The organism is Streptomyces sp. NPDC005808 (assembly GCF_042871385.1).
In the GTDB taxonomy this organism is placed as follows: domain Bacteria; phylum Actinomycetota; class Actinomycetes; order Streptomycetales; family Streptomycetaceae; genus Streptomyces.
Map to the genome: position 1 here is coordinate 110,430 of NZ_JBIAIK010000009.1, position 14,901 is coordinate 125,330.

A 14,901-nucleotide genomic window follows, 5' to 3' on the forward strand; every position below is an offset into this window, starting at 1 on the left:
CCCGAACGAGCCGGCCGCGCAAACGCTCCCCCGAGAAAGGGCCCCACCGTGGCCGCCAAGCCCGTGGCCAAGCGCCTTGTTGTGCTGGTCTCCGGATCAGGTACGAATCTGCAGGCACTGCTCGACGCCATCGCGGAGGCGGGGCCGGCGGCGTACGGGGCCGAGATCGTGGCCGTCGGCGCCGACCGGGACGGTATCGAGGGGCTCGCGCGAGCAGAGCGGGCCGGGCTGCCGACCTTCGTGTGCCGCGTCAAGGATTACGGCACCCGGGAGGAGTGGGACGCGGCGCTCGCCGAGGCGACTGCCGCCCACGAGCCCGACCTCGTCGTCTCCGCCGGGTTCATGAAAATCGTGGGGAAGGAATTCCTCGCCCGGTTCGGCGGGCGGTTCGTCAACACGCACCCGGCCCTGCTGCCTAGTTTTCCCGGTGCCCATGGTGTGCGCGACGCGCTCGCGTACGGCGCGAGGGTCACCGGATGCACCGTCCACTTCGTCGACGACGGCGTCGACACCGGCCCGATCATCGCTCAGGGCGTGGTCGAGATCCGGGACGAGGACGACGAGAGCGCTCTGCACGAGCGCATCAAGGAAGTCGAGCGAAGCCTGCTCGTCGATGTCGTGGGGCGGCTCGCCCGCAACGGCTATCGCATTGAGGGACGAAAGGTAGTTATCCAGTGACCGCCACCGCCACCGCCGAGAGCAACAAGCGGGCCATCCGACGCGCGCTCGTGAGCGTGTACGACAAGACCGGCCTCGAAGACCTGGCGCGCGGGCTGCACGAGGCCGGTGTCGAGCTCGTCTCCACCGGCTCGACCGCGTCGAAGATCGCCGCCGCGGGTGTTCCCGTCACCAAGGTCGAGGAGCTGACCGGCTTCCCCGAGTGCCTGGACGGCCGCGTCAAGACCCTGCACCCGAAGGTCCACGCGGGCATCCTCGCCGACCTGCGCCTCCCCGATCACCGGCGCCAGCTGGAAGAGCTCGGTGTCGAGCCGTTCGATCTCGTCGTCGTCAACCTCTACCCGTTCCGCGAGACCGTCGCCTCCGGCGCGACGCCCGACGAGTGCGTCGAGCAGATCGACATCGGCGGTCCTTCGATGGTCCGCGCCGCCGCCAAGAACCATCCGTCCGTGGCCGTCGTGACCAGCCCGGCGCGGTACGGGGACGTCCTCGGCGCGGTGAAGAACGGCGGCTTCGATCTCACCACCCGCAAGCGGCTCGCGGCCGAAGCCTTCCAGCACACGGCCGCGTACGACGTGGCCGTCGCCTCCTGGTTCGCCGACGACTATGCCGCCGTCGACGACAGCGGCTTCCCCGACTTCCTCGGTCGTACATACGAGCGCAAGAACACCCTGCGCTACGGCGAGAACCCGCACCAGGGCGCGGCCCTCTACGTCGACGGCACGGGCGGTCTCGCCGAGGCCGAGCAACTGCACGGCAAGGAGATGTCGTACAACAACTTCACCGACACGGATGCCGCGCGCCGTGCGGCGTACGACCACGCCGAGCCCTGTGTCGCGATCATCAAGCACGCCAACCCCTGTGGGATCGCGGTCGGTTCGGACGTCGCCGAGGCGCATCGCAAGGCGCACGCGTGTGACCCGCTGTCCGCGTTCGGCGGGGTGATCGCCGTCAACCGGCCGGTCAGCAAGGAGCTGGCGGAGCAGGTCGCGGAGATCTTCACCGAGGTCATCGTCGCGCCCGACTACGAGGACGGCGCGCTCGAGGCGCTGGCCAAGAAGAAGAACATCCGGGTGCTCAAGGCCCTCGGCGGCCCGTCCAACCCGGTCGAGGTCAAGCCCGTCGACGGCGGCGCGCTGCTCCAGGTCACCGACCGTCTCCAGGCGGACGGCGACGATCCGGCGAACTGGACCCTGGCGACCGGCGAAGCGCTCGGTGACGCCGAACTGGCCGAACTGGGCTTCGCCTGGAAGGCCTGCCGGGCGGTCAAGTCCAACGCCATCCTGCTCGCCAAGGACGGCGCCTCGGTCGGCGTCGGCATGGGCCAGGTCAACCGTGTCGACTCCTGCAAACTGGCCGTCGAGCGGGCGGGCGCCGAGCGGGCACGGGGTTCCTTCGCAGCGTCGGATGCCTTCTTCCCGTTCCCGGACAACATCGACGTCCTGAGCGCCGCCGGTGTGAAGGCGATTGTCCAGCCGGGCGGCTCCGTCCGTGACGAGCTGGTCGTCGAGGCCGCGAAAAAGGCCGGTATCACGATGTACTTCACCGGCACGCGGCACTTCTTCCACTGAGTTCGCCCGACGCACGCCAACGGCAGGCCGCACCCCCACCGTGGGTGCGGCCTGCCTTTGCAGCAGCTGTCGTCACGGCCACTTGACGGCGTCGTGTGCCGGAACGCGCGGCGGAATCGCGGATACCAACGCGCGGCGGAACCGCGGATACCAACGCGTGGCGGAATGGCGGATACCAACGCGCGGCGGAATGGCGGATTCCAGAGTGCAGAACCCGTCGTTCCGCTGGAAGTGTCAGGGGCCGACCCATCCTGGCCCGGCCCTTGGAGGTTCAGTCATGCGGAGCAGACTCAGCGGGATCCGTCGTCTTGCCGCCGTCAGTGCGACGGTGGCCGTCTCGCTCGGTACGACGGCCCTGGGAACGGCCTCCGCCGCCGAGGACGCGGCGGCGGTGTACTGCGCGAAGGGGTACGTGTGCCTCCTGCCCCTCCTCGGGAGCGGGGTGCCGGTCCTGGTGAAGGAGGGGGACAGCGCCAAGTACGATCCCGCGCTGACGGTCGCGGAGGTCACGAACAACACGGCCCTGCCGTACTGCGTGAGCGGTGACCTGAGCCATGGGCTGTCACCCGGCCAGACCCACAGCGGTACCAACCAGGTGAGGTTGGTGACCCCCTCGTTCAGCGGCATGTGTCCGTCGTGAGTCCGGAGCCGGATCCCGCTTGGACGGGGCGCCCAGTGAGGCCTTGACCTGGATCTCCGGCCCTCCCTGTTCTCCCCGGGCCCGGCATCTGCCGGAGACAGGGTAGGACGACACACCAGGGCCGTGTCTCCCTTGTGCACGGTGAGACACGGCCCTTGGAGCGCTTGAGGCGCGTGAAGCGCTTGGAGCGAACGGTTCAGTGGTGCCGCAGTGTTCCGGAGCGCCGGCGCCCGCGCGGACGCGTTCGTCGCTGCCTGCGGATCACGCGTTACTGCCTGCGAATCACGCGTTACTGCGTGCGGATCACGATCGACGAGCAGACCTTGTCGGCGAACGTCTGCTTCTTGGCGTCCCACGCCGGCCACAGCCAGCCCAGGTAGCAGGCCAGGCTGTCGAGGAAGTGGGCGAGCCGGCGGACGAACGCCATGCCGACGCCGAGCGGCTGGCCGTCGATCTCGCGCACCAGGCGGATGCCGAGCGCCTTCTTGCCGACGGTCTGGCCGGTGCGGCCCTCCTGGATGAGCTGCCAGATCGCGATGCCGATGACGGCGAGGTAGCCGATCAGCATCAGCGCCGGGGTGTCCCTACCGACGATGATCAGGATGTAGGGGACGGCGAACACGAGCATGTCGACCAGGGTGCCGAGGAAGCGCTGGCCCCAGTTCGCGTACGGCGGCTGGGCACCGTAGCCCGGCTGCTGGGGGTAGCCGTAACCGGGCTGTCCGCCCTGCGGGTAACCCGGCTGCTGCGGGTATCCGTAACCCTGCTGCGGCGGGACGCCGGGGGGTGTCTGCTGCGGGTAGCCGTAACCGGGCTGGCCCTGCTGCGGGTCCTGCGGCTGTCCGTAGGGGTTGGGTGAGCCGTAACTCATGGCGAATTTCCTCCAGGCAAAAGGCGGGGACGGCGCGGATGGCATGGAGGAACGTCACGATATGAGCGGTATGCCCCCCAACACGGACCGCGGTGGTGCACCGCATATCGTTCTGTGACAGGCCAGTTCTTGTCCAGCCGATGAGCGCATATGTTGTGCAGCTGCAATCTTCGTGATCTTTCCGGCCGGTCCCGCTCCGCCCGATTGGAACCAGGACACGGTCATCCGGGAGGATGGGGTCATGACCGCCCAGATTCTCGATGGCAAGGCCACCGCAGCCGCGATCAAGTCCGACCTGACCGTCCGCGTGGCGGCCCTGAAGGAGAAGGGCGTCACGCCCGGCCTGGGGACCGTCCTGGTCGGCGACGACCCCGGCAGCCAGAAGTACGTCGCCGGCAAGCACCGCGACTGCGCACAGGTGGGCATCGCCTCCATCCAGCGCCAACTGCCCGCCACCGCCACCCAGGAGGAGATCGAGGCGGTGGTGCGGGAGCTGAACGAGGACCCCGCCTGCACGGGGTACATCGTCCAACTGCCGCTCCCCAAGGGCATCGACGAGAACCGCATCCTGGAGCTGATGGACCCGGACAAGGACGCGGACGGCCTGCACCCGATGAACCTCGGCCGGCTGGTGCTGAACGAGCCGGCCCCGCTGCCCTGTACCCCCAACGGTGTCCTCACCCTCCTCCGCCAGTACGGAGTGGAGATCAAGGGCGCCGAGGTCGTGGTCGTCGGCCGTGGCGTGACCATCGGGCGCCCGATGCCGCTCCTGCTCACGCGGCGCAGCGAGAACGCGACGGTCACCCAGTGCCACACCGGCACCCGTGACCTCGCCTCCCACCTCAGGCGCGCCGACATCATCGTCGCCGCCGCCGGCTCCGCGCACCTCGTCCGGCCCGAGGACGTGAAGCCCGGCGCGGCCGTCCTCGACGTCGGCGTCTCCCGCGGCTCCGACGGCAAGATCGTCGGCGATGTCCACCCTGGTGTTGCCGAGGTCGCCGCCTGGATCTCCCCGAACCCCGGCGGCGTCGGCCCGATGACCCGCGCCCAGCTGCTCGTCAACGTGGTGGAAGCGGCGGAGCGCAGTGTCGGCTGAGGGCGCCAACTCCGGGCGGACGGACGAGCAGACCGGTGAGAAGTCCGGCGTGCGGTCCGGCGAGAAGACCGTCGCCAAGGCAAGCGAGCAGACCGACGAGAAGACCGTCACCAAGGCAAGCGAGAAGACCGACGAGAAGACCGACGAGAAGACCGTCACCAAGGCAAGCGAGACGACCGGCGAGAAGGCCATCAGGAAGACCGGCGAGAAGGTCATCGGGAAGACCGGTGAGAAGTCCGGCAGGTCGGACGCGGTGCAGAAGGGGCTGAGCAACGGCGCTGAGCCGGTCGTGCGGGATGTGTCGGGCAACGGCGCCGAACCGGCCGTACGGGACACCCCTGGTGCCAACGGTCGGTCGGCGGCGGACAAGGAGAGCGCGGCGCCCGGTGGGCCGGACTCGTCAAGCGACGGCATCGGCGACGGCTTCAGCGACGGCGACGGCATCGGCTTCGGCGACGGCTTCGGCGACGGTGGCGAGCCGGTCGCGGTCGACCCGGTGAGCGCGCCCGATGCCGAGGGAAACCCCCGGCGCACCACACGACGCTTTCCGCTGTTCACACGGGACACCGCGCGGCCCGAGGGCGGCGGCCGGGCGGCGCCCCGGGATGCCCCGGCGCCCGCGCGTCAGTGGCCGATCCTCCTGGTGCTCTCGCTGGTCGCGCTCGGCCTGCTGCTGACGGCCTTCGACGTGTTCCGCTACGGCACGCTCCTGATCGGTGTCGCGCTCCTCGGGGGCGCGGCACTGCGCTGGATCCTGCCCGACGTCGGCATGCTCGCTGTCCGCTCCCGCTTCACGGACCTGGTGACGTACGGAGTGCTCGGCGTGGCCATCGTGCTGCTCGCGCTGATGGCGCAGCCCCATCCGTGGCTGGAGATCCCGTTCCTGGACGACACGCTGCACTTCACGGTCCGCTGAGCGGAGCGGACCCCGGGTTCTCCCCGCCTCGGCGTCACGGCCGCGGCCCGTCCTCTCCCCCGAGCAAAGGACGGGCCGCGACCGGGCGAGTGTTCCGCCCAGGGACAACACTTGCGCACGGGAACAGACTGCTCAACACCTGTCAGCCCGCTGTGGCACGGAAGTGACTATTCCGCTACGGTGTCCGCGCCATGCAACGGAAGCTGCGTCCGGTCGGCCGCGGCCGCGTCAACTCCCCTTGTGTACACGGCAGTTCGTGACCCTCGGGTGAGCTGATCGCTCCCGTGGCGGCTGAGGTGGCAACTGTGTTCCCGTTGTGTCGATGTCTTGACAAGTTCAAGGATTTACCCTGATCCAACCCAACGCCCGGGATAACGTGGGCAATCGGGACGGTCCGGGACGTCCTGTGCGGAAACCAGGGATTCGACCGGTCGTACAACAATGCCGATGGGACACTGGACCGCAGACCAACGGGCGTGCAACGGTGCACGTCTCCGCCCCAACGCTCCCGTGCGCCCCCATCCCGGGAACTGAGATCCTTACCGAACACATCCCTGTGGGTAGTCAGAACAGGGACTCGGCGGAGGGGCGCCGTGCACGGGGGAACAGCGATCGACGTACGGGGAAACAACCAGCCACGTACGGGGGGAAAGAAGCAGGGGGGGAAGCAATGCCTCGTTGGAGGGCCTTGCCGGATGAACTCGATCCGCAGGTCAGAGAGTTCGCCAGCCAGTTGCGCCGGCTCGTCGACCGGAGCGGTTTGAGCATCGCCGCCGTGGCCGACCGCACCGGCTACAGCAAGACGTCCTGGGAGCGTTACCTCAACGGCCGGCTTCTCGCGCCCAAGGGCGCGATCGTCGCTCTGGCCGAGGTGACCGGAACCAGTCCCATGCACCTGACCACCATGTGGGAGCTTGCCGAGCGCGCCTGGAGCCGTTCGGAAATGCGCCACGACATGACCATGGAAGCGATTCGGATCTCCCAGGCGCGCGCCGCGCTCGGCGAGTTCGGCGCGCCTCCGGCGAACGTGAGCAACAGCAGGCAGGCCCGCAAGGGCGGCAGCGCCACCGCGACACCGGGGATCGCCGGGCCCGCGGGGGTTTCGCCGACGGTCCCGCCGCAGCCGTCGGCCGCGGATGCGGAGGACTCGTCCCGAGGGGGCTCCGCGCGCGGGTCTTCGTCGTACGGAGCGTCGTCGCAGGGTGCTTCCCCGCACGGGACGTCTTCGTACGGGGGTGGCTCGTCCGGCGGGGCCGGGCGGGGCGGCGGGTGGGGTGTCGTCGCCACGCCGTCGTCCGGTGCCGGCGGACAGTTCGGGCCCGCGGGTCCGGCCGGTCCGGCCGGTCCGGCCAGTGCTGTGGGGTCTGCCAGTCCTGTGGGGTCTGCCGGTCCTTCGGGGTCTACCGGTCCTGCCGGTCCTGCCGGCGGTCCGCCTCGGGACGCCCGGCCCTCCGGAGGTGGCCCGGGTTCGCCCGACGGGGCGCGGCGCAAGCGGCGGCTCACCATGTTCCTCGCCGGGGTCGTCGGCGCGCTCGTCGTGGTCGCCGCGGCCGTCTTCCTGACCAGCAACGGCAACAAGAAGGACGAGAGCACGCCCGAGGCACCCACGAGCTCCGCGGCTCCGGCTCCGGACCTGCCGGCCGGCGTGAAGTGCAGCGGCGCGGACTGCGCGGGCGCGGACCCGGAGAACATGGGCTGCGGCGGTGAGCTGGCGACGACCGCCACCAGCATCACCGTCGGTACGACCCTCGTCGAGGTCCGCTACAGCAAGACCTGCTCCGCCGCCTGGGCCCGCATCACCCAGGCGGTCGTGGGCGACACGGTCGTGGTGTCCGCCGGCACGGGCGCCGAGGCCGAGCAGACCGGTTCGGTCGAAGCGGAGACCGACGCCTACACGCCGATGGTGGCCGTGAAGGACGCCGGCGACGCGAAGGCGTGCGCGACGCTCGCGTCGGGGGAGACGGGCTGCACGCAGTAGGCCCGTCCAGCCCGTCCATCCCGTCCATCCCGTCCAGCTCGTCCAGCCCGTCCAGCTCGTCCAGCGTGTGAGGACGAGCTGGACGGGCGCGACAGGGGGGGTATGGGGGCCCTCTGGGACGACGGGGGCGGGGTGTGGGCCGGTCGAGCGAAGCCGAGACCGGGGGAGGGCAGGGTGGAGGGGACGGGAAAACTCCCCCACCCGGAATGCCCGCCCCCATCCGGGGCAGACGCACCGGTACCCCCACGGGATCCGGTGCCGCTCGGGAGGAAACACCTCTCCTGGACGCACCCCGGTACCCCATCGGCGGTCGCCGAGCCCACTCTCCCGGGCCCGGCGACCGCCTTCCCGCAGCGTTCTGTGGGCTGGGCCACACGTACCCGGATACTCGGCCTTCCGGATGCGCGATAGCCTGACGGCGGATCTCTCTTGACGCCAAGAGATCGATCATCGGTGCCGATGTCACAGTCCGATCACCGGTACCCCTGATCGATCAGAGCGGCGGACGCAGGGGAGCTCCTGCACCCCGGGGCAGGGACGCCCCACCGCCAGCTGTCAACGGAGAACGCCATGACCCGCACTCCCGTGAACGTCACCGTCACCGGCGCGGCCGGCCAGATCGGTTACGCCCTCCTCTTCCGCATCGCCTCCGGCCAACTGCTCGGCGCGGACGTGCCGGTCAAGCTGCGCCTCCTGGAGATCACCCCGGCGCTCAAGGCCGCCGAGGGCACCGCGATGGAACTCGACGACTCGGCCTTCCCGCTCCTCGCCGGGATCGACATCACGGACGACCCGAACGTCGCCTTCGCCGGCGCCAACGTCGGTCTCCTCGTCGGCGCCCGCCCCCGCACCAAGGGCATGGAGCGCGCCGACCTCCTCGAGGCCAACGGCGGCATCTTCAAGCCGCAGGGCAAGGCCATCAACGACAACGCCGCCGACGACATCAAGATCCTCGTCGTGGGCAACCCGGCGAACACCAACGCGCTCATCGCGCAGGCCGCCGCCCCGGACGTACCGGCCGAGCGCTTCACCGCGATGACCCGCCTGGACCACAACCGCGCGCTCACGCAGCTCGCGAAGAAGACGGGCTCGACGGTCAACGACATCAAGCGCCTGACCATCTGGGGCAACCACTCGGCCACCCAGTACCCCGACATCTTCCACGCCACGGTCGGCGGCAAGAACGCCGCCGAGGTCGTCAGCGACGAGAAGTGGCTCGCCGAGGACTTCATCCCGACGGTCGCCAAGCGCGGCGCCGCCATCATCGAGGCCCGCGGGTCCTCGTCGGCCGCCTCCGCCGCCAACGCCGCCATCGACCACGTGTACACGTGGGTCAACGGCACGGCGGACGGCGACTGGACCTCCATGGGCATCCCCTCGGACGGTTCCTACGGCGTCCCGGAGGGCCTCATCTCCTCCTTCCCGGTCACCACGAAGGACGGCGCCTACGAGATCGTCCAGGGCCTGGACATCAACGAGTTCTCCCGCGCCCGCATCGACGCGTCGGTCCAGGAACTGGCGGAGGAGCGCGAGGCCGTCCGCGCCCTCGGCCTCATCTGAGCCAACCCCGCAGGCCGTTCAGCACGGCTCTGCCATGGGCTTGCACGGGCCCCGTTCCGGTTACGGCCGGAGCGGGGCCCGTGCCATGTCATGCCCGACTCCGGTTACGGCCGGAGCGGGGCCCGTGGTACGTCACGCACAACCGCGTCCGGGAGGCGGGTTCCTACTCCAGCCCACGCTTCCCCGGCGCCCAGAACGGCTTGGTGAGGACAGAGCGTCGGTCCCAGCCCAACTCCCGTACGAGCACCTGCCGTACCCGCTGCACGGTACGGGCCTCCCCGGCGACGTAGGCGATCCCGCCCGGCTCGGGGGCGAGCTGTTGCACCGCGTCCGGGAGGGAAGTCCCGCCTCTGGTCAGCCAGTTGAAGCGGTCGGGGTGCGGCAACGGCAGCCGGTCCTCCACCGTCTCCGTCTCCACGCAACCGGCAACGCGCGCTCCCTCGGGCAGGGCGGCCAGCATCGCACCGAAGGCGACGGACGCCGTCTCCTCGCCGACGAAGACGTGATGGGCGGCGTCGCGGCGGAGGATGAACGACCCCTCGGGCTTGCCCAGCCGGACCTGCGCGCCGACCTCGACCTCGTGACCCCAGCGTGCTCCGGGCCCCGCCTCCGCGTGATCCAGCACGCACAACTCGACGGCGCCGGAGGGGGCGTAGCGCCACACGGAGTACGTGCGGCGGGTCAGTCCGGAGCCGACCAGGACGCGTACCTGCTGTCCGGGGTGCACATCGAGTCCGGAGAGGGCGTCGCCCTCGATGCGGAGCCGGCGCATGCGGGCGGTGATCGGTCCGGCCTCGGTGACGGTGCCGCGGAGCGTCAGCAGGTCGAGGACGGGGTTCAGCAGGGCGGGCACGGGTGCCTCCTCAACGGGGCGGTGAACAAGGGGAGTTGATGGTCGTACAGGAGTTGATGGCGGAGTGGTCGGCCGCCGTCGCTCAGGGCCTGCCCGGCCGGACGGGTCCCAGCTGCTTCTCGAACCAGTGGTCCGCGTAGACGTGGTCGACGTAGGCCGGGATCTCCGTGTACCCGCAGCCCCGGTACATCGCCTGCGCCTCCGTGAGCACCGCGTGCGTGTCCAGCCGTACGACGCTGATGTCGTGCTCCACGGCGGCCCGTTCCAGCTCCGCCAGGATGCGGCGGGCCAGGCCCAGGCGGCGGGCGTCGGGGTGGACCCAGACGTGCCGGATCTCGCCTGTGCCCGGCTTCAGGGTTCGTAGCGCGCCGCAGCCCATCGGCCGCCCCTCCTCGTACGCGACGAAGAACGCGCCCGCTTCACCGGTGACCTCCTCCGGCCTTACGAGGTCGGTCCTGTCGAATCCCTCCGGGAAGCGGGCGTCGATATCGGCCGCGTAGGCGTCGAGGCAGGCTCGGGCGTCCTCGGTGCCGCCGTCGACCAGGGCGATCGTGATGCCGGCCAGCCGGAGCAGGCGTTGGGTGGTCGCCAATGCGCCTGTCAGCTCGGTGCGTTGGGGTGCGGTGAGGGTGGTGAGGAGGCCGGCGGCGAGTGCGTCGGCGCGGCGGTTCTGCTCCCTGACCTCGACGCGCCCCGCCGGGGTCAACTCGACCAGGCGCAGGCGGGTGTCGTGCGCCGGTGTGGTCAGCCGGACCAGACCCTGCGCCTCCAGGGACTTCGCCATGCGGCTCAGGTACCCCGCGTCCAGGGCGAGCCGGCCGCGCAGTTCTCGCAGCGAGACGCCGTCGCCGATCTCGAAGAGGAGACGCGCCTCGCCGAGGGGACGGTCCTGGCCGAGGTAGTGGTCGTCGAGTGCGCCGATGCGGCGGGTGAAGTAGCGGTTGAAGTGGCGAAAGGCGGCGACCTCGTCCGGCGACACCGGCTCGGCCTTCCTCACTGGCTCCATAGTTCTTTGACTTTAGTCAAAGAAGTGGAAGGAGTCCATGGAGTCGGAGGGGCAACGGCACCTGGCATGTCTACTGCGATTGGTCTGAGACTGCTGACGACTGGCTCACCGCTGGCCTACGCCTTGTGCTGCCCGGCCTTGTAGTTGCCCGGCACGAGTCGGCACGCCACTCCGAAGCGGTTCCACGCGTTGATCACCGTGATCGAGGCGATCAGCTGAGCGAGCGCACTCTCCTCGAAGTGCTCGGCGGCACGCTCGTACACGGCATCCGGCACGAAGCCGTCCGTCAGGACGGTCACCGCCTCGGTCAGTTCGATCGCCGCGAGTTCCTTCTCCGTGTAGAAGTGCGGCGACTCCTCCCACGCGCTGAGCTGCACGATCCGCTCGACGCTCTCACCGGCCGCGAGCGCGTCCTTGGTGTGCATGTCGAGACAGAACGCGCAGTGGTTGAGCTGCGAGGCGCGGATCTTCACGAGTTCCAGGAGTACGGGATCCACGCCCTGCCGGGCCGCGATGTCGAGCCGGACCATGGCCTTGTAGACGTCGGGGGCGAGCTCGGCCCAGGCGAGACGGGGGGCGGGCTCGGAGGCGTACGCCGTGGTCCCGCTGTCGCCCGTCGACATGGTCCGCGGTGTCTGGGCCTGCGGCGTCTCGGTCTGTGGTGTCTGGGCCTGCGGCGTCTTCGTCTGCGGTGTGTGGGCCTGCGGCGTCTCGGCCTGAGTGGTCGTGGTGTGCGTCGTCATGCTTGTGGACCCTACGAGCGGAATAGCCCACGGGTATGGTCCATTCCCATGGCAAAAGCATGGGCCACTTTGGGGGTCGACCTGCATGTGGAGCCGGCCGGGCCCGGTGTCCGCAGAGGTCTGACGGACGCCCTGCGCGAGGCGGTCCGCAGCGGCAGGCTCGCACCCGGAACCCGCCTCCCCTCCTCCCGTTCGCTCGCCGCCGACCTTGGGATCGCCCGCAACACGGTCGCCGACGCGTACGCCGGCCTCGTCGCCGAGGGCTGGCTCACCGCGCGCCAGGGCTCGGGCACCCGGGTGGCGGAGCGAACGGTTCCACGAGCGGCCCCGGAATCGACGCCCCGCACCCGCGAACCGGGCCGCCCCACGTACGACCTGATCCCCGGCAGCCCCGACCTCGCCTCCTTCCCGCGCACCGAGTGGCTCAAGGCCGCCCGCCGCGCCCTGACCTCCGCACCGCACGAGGCCTTCGGCTACGGCGACGCGCGCGGCCGTCCCGAACTGCGCACCGCCCTCGCGGGCTACCTCTCCCGCGCCCGCGGCGTACGGGCCGACGCCGACCGCATCGTCATCTGCTCCGGTTTCGCAGACGCCCTGACGCTGCTCGGCATGATCCTGCGCCGGCGGGGGCTGCGTTCGCTCGCCGTGGAGTCGTACGGCCACGACGTCCACTGGAACCTGCTGCACCGCTCCGGCCTGCGCACCATCCCGCTGCCGCTCGACGAACTCGGCACCCGCACAGACGAGTTGACGGGCGTACGGGCCCTGCTGCTGACCCCCTCGCACCAGTTCCCGATGGGAGTCCCGCTCCACCCCGACCGCCGGGCCGAGGCCGTGGACTGGGCCCGGCGCACCGGAGGGCTGATTCTGGAGGACGACTACGACGGCGAGTTCCGCTATGACCGCCAGCCGGTCGGCGCCCTGCAAGGCCTCGACCCCGACCACGTGGCCTACCTGGGCACCGCCAGCAAGTCCCTCGCCCCCGGCCTGCGTCTGGGCTGGCTGGTCCTGCCGCCGTCGCTCGCGGGCGAGGTCACGGCGCTGAAGGGCGGGGGCGGTTGGTCCACCGGCGTGCTGGACCAACTGACCCTCGCCGAGTTCATCACCTGCGGCGCCTACGATCGTCACGTCCGCGCCGCCCGCCTCCGCTACCGTCGTCGCCGCGACGCCCTGGTCTCCTCCCTGGCCACCCGCGCCCCCGCGGTCCATGCCACCGGCATCGCGGCCGGCCTCCACGCGGTCCTCCAACTCCCGCCCGGCACCGAGCAGTCGGTCGTGCGAGCGGCAGCCTGGCAGGGCCTCGCCGTCCACGGCCTGTCCCGCTACCGCCACCCGGACGCGGTCACCGATCCACTCGACGCGCTGGTGGTGGGTTACGGCACGCCGCCGGACCATGCGTGGTCGGGAGCGCTGGACGCGTTGTGCGGAGCGCTGGAGGGTCACTCTTAACCCGTCCGGCGTTTGAGGGCGAGCGACGAGCACCTTCAGTGCGATACGGGAGTAGTCCGGGGGGGGGAGCCCCCAGGTACGGGACGGGTAGGAGCGGAAGGGGGCGAACAACCCCTACGTCCCACCATCCACCGGCGCCTCCCCGAACCGCGCCAGCGCCAACGCCCCCACCACCGCCACAGTGAATCCGAGCACCGCCAGCCACCCCAACCCCTCCCGCGTGCGATCCCCCAGCCACACCACCCCCACCACCGCGGGCCCGACGGTCTCCCCCACGACCATCCCGGCGGTGGCCACGGTCACCGACCCCCGCTGCAAGGCGGACGTGAGAAGCAGCGCGGCATCCACCCCGGACCCCCTGCCGGAGCCGCTACCGCTGGGCGCCGCCGCCCGCGCGGCCATCGCCTGCAGCACCGTCGCCGTACCGAAGCAGACCGCCGCGCCAAGGGCGCAGATCATTCCAAAGAGCACGAAGCGACTGTAGTGACGCAGACGCGCGGCCGGCGTCCTACTTGGCCTCGGCCAGTTGAGCCCTGAAGAAGTCGGTCAGTTCCGCGATGGCGGGGCCCACGTACTGCTCCTTGTCGTACAGGTCGACATGACTGGCGCCGTCGATCCAGTGGAGTTCCTTGGGACCGCGCGCGCTCTGGAACGCCTCGACGCTCATCCAGGACGTCACCGCTTCGCGTCCCACGACCATCAGCAGCGGGCGCGGCGCGATCAGGTCGACGAAGCGGAAGGCGTCGAAGGAGACCATGTGGTCCACGCTGGACCAGGTCAGGAACTTCGCCGAGCGCGGGTGCTGAGCGCGGTCGGTGCAGTAGTACTCGAAGCCTTCGAAGCCGTGCCGGCCACCCAGAGCGCGGGCCTGCTCGGCGGTGTCGGGGAAGAGCTGGAAACTCTGGACGCCCTCGCCACGGGCTTCGGCGGTACGCGCCGCCGCGGCCGCGTCGAGCATGCCCTGGATGACGGCGGGGTCCTGGGCGCCGTCCGCGCCCAGGCGGAACTGGCGGGCGATGTCGACGGCGCTGACCGTGCCGACGGCCTTGACGCGGTGGTCGGTCGCGGCGGCGGGAAGGACATATCCGCCGGAGGCACAGATGCCCAGTGCCCCGATGCGCTCGGGGTCCACCTCGTCACGGGTGGTGAGGAACGAGACCGCGGCCTTGATGTCCTCCACCCGGTGGGCCGGATCCTCCAGACCGCGCGGGGTGCCCTCGCTCTCGCCCTGGAAGGCCGCGTCGAACGCGAGGGCGACGAAGCCCTGCCCGGCCAGCCGCCGCGCATACAGACCGGCGGCCTGTTCCTTCACACCGCTGCCGGGATGGCCCACGACGACGGCGGGTCGAGGGCCGTCGGCCTCGCCATCGGGGGTGTAGAGGTGACCGGCGATCTTCAGACCGGCACTGAGAAAGGTGACGTCCGTCTTCATGGTGGGTTCTCCAGTCGCACAGGGAGCTCGCACAGGGAGCTCGCACAGCGGGCTCGCCCCAGGGAGCCAGGGAGCGAGTTCCGATGGCCGCATCGAGTCCGCCGGCCA

At 70.5% G+C, this 14,901-nt stretch carries 13 protein-coding genes and 1 pseudogene; 8 read left to right on the plus strand and 6 right to left on the minus strand.

Annotation, left to right across the window (positions count from 1 at the left end; all coding sequences use genetic code 11):
* Window positions 1-48 precede the first annotated feature (48 nt).
* The 3 genes from purN (at window position 49) to ACFYPC_RS21195 (ending at window position 2,889) form a co-directional block, all read left to right on the plus strand.
* Window positions 49-678: a phosphoribosylglycinamide formyltransferase gene (gene purN / locus ACFYPC_RS21185; RefSeq protein WP_388678325.1), complete on the plus strand. Its 630-nt coding sequence runs from the start codon at window positions 49-51 to the stop codon at window positions 676-678.
* A complete protein-coding gene (purH, locus tag ACFYPC_RS21190; RefSeq protein WP_388678327.1) occupies window positions 675-2,249 on the plus strand; it encodes a bifunctional phosphoribosylaminoimidazolecarboxamide formyltransferase/IMP cyclohydrolase in 1,575 nt (524 codons plus the stop codon). Before purN ends, purH begins: the two co-directional genes overlap by 4 nt.
* Window positions 2,250-2,526: 277 nt before the next feature.
* The gene (locus ACFYPC_RS21195; RefSeq protein WP_388678329.1) at window positions 2,527-2,889 is read left to right on the plus strand and encodes a hypothetical protein; all 363 of its coding nucleotides are present in this window, start codon (window positions 2,527-2,529) and stop codon (window positions 2,887-2,889) included.
* 289 nt (window positions 2,890-3,178) lie between these two features.
* Here the strand turns inward: ACFYPC_RS21195 and ACFYPC_RS21200 are convergent, their stop codons facing one another.
* Window positions 3,179-3,760 (minus strand): RDD family protein, encoded by a 582-nt coding sequence (locus ACFYPC_RS21200; RefSeq protein ID WP_388678332.1) that lies wholly within the window; start codon window positions 3,758-3,760, stop codon window positions 3,179-3,181.
* A 241-nt stretch (window positions 3,761-4,001) separates the two neighbouring features.
* Here ACFYPC_RS21200 and ACFYPC_RS21205 point away from each other — a divergent pair, with 241 nt between their 5' ends.
* The 4 genes from ACFYPC_RS21205 (at window position 4,002) to ACFYPC_RS21220 (ending at window position 9,310) form a co-directional block, all read left to right on the plus strand.
* Window positions 4,002-4,856 carry a bifunctional methylenetetrahydrofolate dehydrogenase/methenyltetrahydrofolate cyclohydrolase gene (locus ACFYPC_RS21205; protein ID WP_388678335.1) on the plus strand — a complete coding sequence of 285 codons (855 nt, stop codon included), beginning with the start codon at window positions 4,002-4,004 and terminating at the stop codon, window positions 4,854-4,856.
* Between the two features lie 442 nt (window positions 4,857-5,298).
* Window positions 5,299-5,772 (plus strand): DUF3017 domain-containing protein, encoded by a 474-nt coding sequence (locus ACFYPC_RS21210; protein ID WP_388678850.1) that lies wholly within the window; start codon window positions 5,299-5,301, stop codon window positions 5,770-5,772.
* 670 nt (window positions 5,773-6,442) lie between these two features.
* On the plus strand, window positions 6,443-7,750 hold the full coding sequence (locus tag ACFYPC_RS21215; protein ID WP_388678337.1) for a DUF2690 domain-containing protein: 1,308 nt from the start codon (window positions 6,443-6,445) through the stop codon (window positions 7,748-7,750).
* A gap of 570 nt (window positions 7,751-8,320) precedes the next feature.
* The gene (locus ACFYPC_RS21220; RefSeq protein WP_388678340.1) at window positions 8,321-9,310 is read left to right on the plus strand and encodes a malate dehydrogenase; all 990 of its coding nucleotides are present in this window, start codon (window positions 8,321-8,323) and stop codon (window positions 9,308-9,310) included.
* A 163-nt stretch (window positions 9,311-9,473) separates the two neighbouring features.
* On the opposite strand, the gene ACFYPC_RS21225 is transcribed toward ACFYPC_RS21220, so the two are convergent.
* The 3 genes from ACFYPC_RS21225 to ACFYPC_RS21235 all read right to left on the minus strand — a co-directional run bounded on the left by ACFYPC_RS21225 (window position 9,474) and on the right by ACFYPC_RS21235 (window position 11,792).
* Complete coding sequence (locus tag ACFYPC_RS21225) at window positions 9,474-10,163, minus strand: siderophore-interacting protein (RefSeq protein ID WP_388678342.1); 690 nt, start codon at window positions 10,161-10,163, stop codon at window positions 9,474-9,476.
* Window positions 10,164-10,245: 82 nt separating this feature from the next.
* Window positions 10,246-11,169, minus strand: coding sequence for a GNAT family N-acetyltransferase (locus ACFYPC_RS21230; protein WP_388678345.1), 924 nt, complete (start codon window positions 11,167-11,169; stop codon window positions 10,246-10,248).
* Between the two features lie 116 nt (window positions 11,170-11,285).
* Window positions 11,286-11,792, minus strand: a complete 507-nt coding sequence (locus ACFYPC_RS21235; RefSeq protein WP_388678853.1) for a carboxymuconolactone decarboxylase family protein — start codon at window positions 11,790-11,792, stop codon at window positions 11,286-11,288.
* A 168-nt stretch (window positions 11,793-11,960) separates the two neighbouring features.
* Here ACFYPC_RS21235 and ACFYPC_RS21240 point away from each other — a divergent pair, with 168 nt between their 5' ends.
* The gene (locus tag ACFYPC_RS21240) at window positions 11,961-13,361 is read left to right on the plus strand and encodes a PLP-dependent aminotransferase family protein (RefSeq protein WP_388678348.1); all 1,401 of its coding nucleotides are present in this window, start codon (window positions 11,961-11,963) and stop codon (window positions 13,359-13,361) included.
* 114 nt (window positions 13,362-13,475) lie between these two features.
* Here the strand turns inward: ACFYPC_RS21240 and ACFYPC_RS21245 are convergent.
* Both ACFYPC_RS21245 and ACFYPC_RS21250 read right to left on the minus strand, forming a co-directional pair.
* Window positions 13,476-13,703, minus strand: a pseudogene (locus ACFYPC_RS21245) (hypothetical protein); the annotation flags it as partial.
* A 166-nt stretch (window positions 13,704-13,869) separates the two neighbouring features.
* Window positions 13,870-14,793 (minus strand): alpha/beta hydrolase, encoded by a 924-nt coding sequence (locus ACFYPC_RS21250; RefSeq protein WP_388678350.1) that lies wholly within the window; start codon window positions 14,791-14,793, stop codon window positions 13,870-13,872.
* Window positions 14,794-14,901 lie beyond the last annotated feature (108 nt).